Source organism: Duncaniella sp., from assembly GCF_029056165.1.
Lineage (GTDB): Bacteria > Bacteroidota > Bacteroidia > Bacteroidales > Muribaculaceae > Duncaniella.
Genome location: NZ_JAIDBW010000041.1, coordinates 1 through 3,621, shown reverse-complemented (window position 1 = coordinate 3,621; position 3,621 = coordinate 1). Strand labels below are relative to the sequence as shown.

2 protein-coding genes are annotated in these 3,621 nt (G+C 51.3%); both read right to left on the bottom strand.

Features of this window, described 5'->3' with window-relative positions:
* Positions 1 to 29 precede the first annotated feature (29 nt).
* Positions 30 to 2,048, bottom strand: a complete 2,019-nt coding sequence (locus K2G41_RS09915) for a beta-L-arabinofuranosidase domain-containing protein (RefSeq protein ID WP_300117742.1) — start codon at positions 2,046 to 2,048, stop codon at positions 30 to 32.
* A 309-nt stretch (positions 2,049 to 2,357) separates the two neighbouring features.
* Complete coding sequence (locus tag K2G41_RS09910) at positions 2,358 to 3,287, bottom strand: site-specific integrase (RefSeq protein WP_300117740.1); 930 nt, start codon at positions 3,285 to 3,287, stop codon at positions 2,358 to 2,360.
* Positions 3,288 to 3,621: the final 334 nt, after the last annotated feature.

Below are 3,621 nucleotides of genomic sequence, written 5' to 3'. Positions count from 1 at the left end.
CATCTCCAGCACAACCCTACAGCCGAGGCTCAGGGGAAGAGGAGGCAGAAAGGTTGTAAGACACAGGGGATGGAGGAGGGGGACGGGAGGGTGTCGGTGAGGCCGGTGGCGTCGTAACCCCAGGAGGGGACTGGGGTTCCCGTGACAGTGAACCGGAGGGGAACCGTGGCGGGAGTGAAGGGGTTTACGTCAGGGGCAAGGGTGGGAGCAGGTATGGCTGTCAGTCCGACGGGCAGGCTGGAGTCGGAAGGGAGACTGAGTGCATAATTCCAGGGCGAGCCGGGATGGAGAGTGTAGGTTGGCCAGAGTTGCGGATCGGCTGTCGGTTGCCAGTGGGAGTCAAACTGCACGAAGGCGGGGTCGGAGCTGTTGTGGGTGCTGACGATTTCGTCGATCAGGAGCGAGAGCGTGAGGGGGCCGTAGTTGATGCTGATGCTTCCGTTTGGCCATGTGTGCGTGTTGAGGGTCATGGGCAGGGTAAGGCGTATGGAGTCGCCGTCGATCCATGTGCGATCAATGCGAACGTATCGGCCGGTTGCTTCGGAGCTGAGTGAGATTGGTGAGGATGCATTGATGGCGAGCGAGGCGTTGGAGGCCCATGTGGGTATGCGGAGGTAGATGGGGAAGGATACGGGTACGGAGTCGGTATGGAGGGTAAGAGTGATGGAGGGTTGGAATGGATAATCGGTAGTCTGCGTGAGGGTGACGTTTCGGCCTTGAGGGGTGACTCGTGCGGTTGTTGTAGAGGCTGAGTAGAGCATTGTAGCGAGACCGTTATCGGCGGTGGCCATCACGAGGTATTCGGCATAGTAGGGCCACCCGAATCCGTGGTTGTGCTGGCAGCATCGACTGCTGAAAGGGCTTAGGGAGAGCATTCCGGGGAGATTGTTGTCGATGCCCGGACCGTGGAGTTTTTCGTCGCTTACAGCCATATTGGGGGCTGTGAGGTAGCGCAGGGCGCGCATATCGGGGGTCAGCGCGGCAGTGAAACTGTTGAGGGCTACATTTTCGCAGTGATCCGCCCATGAGGGATCGCCTGTAATAGCCATCAGAATCTGGTCAGAGGCCATGTGTTCTACCATAGCGCATGTTTCGGCACATTGCCGGGGATCGGTGTATCCGGGGCGAGCATTTTCGTCGGCGGCATACATTCCACCCGGAAGGTTGCCGTATCGCGAGGTGATGATGTGGAAATCGTTGTAGGTGGCTGCAAGGTGGGTTGAGTCGGCAGAGACCATGAAGTAAGTGGCTGGTTCGCGGAAACCCTGCGCTATATTGACGCCGTGCCAGTTGGGGAGATCATCGGGGAGCGTCCAATCAGCTGTGTTGCGGTGGAGCTTCTCGGCGAGAGGCAGGAGGGATCTGTCGCCGGTGCGGTTATAGAGCCATAGGAGACTCCATAGGTTGTCGCCACCGCGCATACTTTGCCAGTAGCCGGTGAGAAACTGCGAGTCGGGCACGGAGAGTTGCCATTTGAAGTAGTCGGTCATGGCAGAGAGAACGCGCGGGTCGGAGGAGTGTTCGTAATAGGTCTGAAGAGCCCATAGCATAATCATCTGTGCCCATAGTTCGGGATTTGAATTTTCGAAGTTGCGAGGTCCGAGGAATCCGTCGGGCTTCAGGTTGGCGAAGATAGCCTCAAACCATGTCTGGGCTTCGCGTTTCATCGTTTCGTCATCAAGGATATAGGCGAGCGAGGCGTAGCCACGCAACCAGTAGGGAACTTCCTCCCAGCCGTGATCGCCGGAATCGGAGAGCCATTGGTTGGAATTCTTGTCGAGCCATGCACTGATTGATCCGAGCTGTCCGCAGAGGCCGTCGCGCTGATGGTTAAGGTAATTGCGTAGCCATCCGTGAGGCTGCACTGCGCCTACGGGAAGTTTTATCAGCGGGGCGGAAAGAAGTGGCGGTCGGAAGCCGGGATAGTTGGCGTTGATGCCTTCGGCAGGACGACTGACAATGGTAATCGAGTCAGTAGCGGTGGTTGCCGAAGTTGAGAGCGCCGATATAAAAACGAGGAGACACGTGAGGATGCTTGGGAGTTTCATGTGATATCAGGGTAATGGTATTGAGGGGGATAAAGTTAGCATTTTCTTTTCGCGTGGCCAATCTATCCAAAAGTGAAAGAATGTTAAAAAAAAGAAGAATTGATCACCCTGTTTATCTGAAATACGCGGTTTGCGCCCGGTTCAGATAGGCACAGGAGATGGATAGTATGAGTTCCTTGGATTTCATAAGAGTAGGGAAATATGATATTTCTATCCAATGAAATAGCCGACTTCGAAAGCCGCTAATGGTGTCTTTATCTATGAGTTCTATCAATTCAAGGAGTGTTTAGGTGTGTTTTTTTCATCACACTAAACACTCCTTATTGTATGGCGCGGAACCTCAAGCAGAGGAATGGTACTTAGCTCTCCTGTTTTTTCTCGTGGTTTCCTGATCCAAGTATTACCGTCAGAGTCATTGCAGATGTCGGTTTGCTTAAGGCTTTTAACATCGCAGAAAGCCAACCCTGTGAAGCAGCAGAACACGAAGGTGTCCCTTACAAGTTCCAAACGGGGGATTTCCTTCAGATCAAGCTTCATTACAGCGTTAAGCTCATATTCATTAAGGAATTCACGTTTGGAGTAAGTCCTCTGATACTTCTTACCCAGAAACGGATCATGGTCAATCCATTTGTGGGCGAGTGCATATTGAAGCACGTTCTTGACACAACGAAGATAGCGGACAGCGGCATTGTTGGCACAGGCTTTCTTCATACGTAGAAAGTGCTGGAAGTCATCAAGGATGCCGGAGGTTACTTCCTTTATAGGAATGTCAGGTACGTTATTGTTGAGTTGGAGAAACTCTTCAAGATAGTCGGCACAGCGAGTCCATCTTTGATATGTGGCGAATACTATGTCACCACGTTCAAATTCCTCTTTGCGCTTCTCGTTGGTCTCGCGGAATACCTCCACCATCATCTTAGGCTTCTCACCATTTCCAAGAAAAAGCGTTTTCATGATTGCAGGGTTCACATGCTTCTCCTCACGGATGAGCATATTGTGTATGTCACACATCTTTGCTCTCACAAGTTCGAGGTACTTGTTCAATTCAAGGTCACGGCGGGTACGTCCGCGACACATATGCTTTTTAGCATCCCAGTTTGCCGGGTCAACTGTACGTCCAATCTTGAACTCAGTCGCTTGTCCTGCTACGGAAACACGGGCAAAGATTGGATATTCCGCCCTGTCTCCCTTTGGCTTCCTGATGTAGAAGCCGAGGGTAAAATACGAATCTGTTGTCATAGTCTGTGGGTTTAATGGTTACTTAAATATAATCATTTTCTCCGACATTTCCAAACTATGCAGAACTTGTCATTACCGGAATGAGATGAATATGCCAACGAATATATCAACTTCCTTCACTGTGAGTTGCTACTCACACCGAAAAATGATGAAAAGCGCAGAAAACAGTGTCAAAAGAAGGATTTTGGCTGGATTTATAGTTAAATAATCTTTCAAATATTAAGCGGCGTTAAAATCGTCTGAAATTTGACCGATTTTGCGACCCAAACCGGGTCAAAGGTTCAATCCCGTGCCTAAAACCCCACTCTGTGAGTGGTTTTCTGAGCCTAACCTA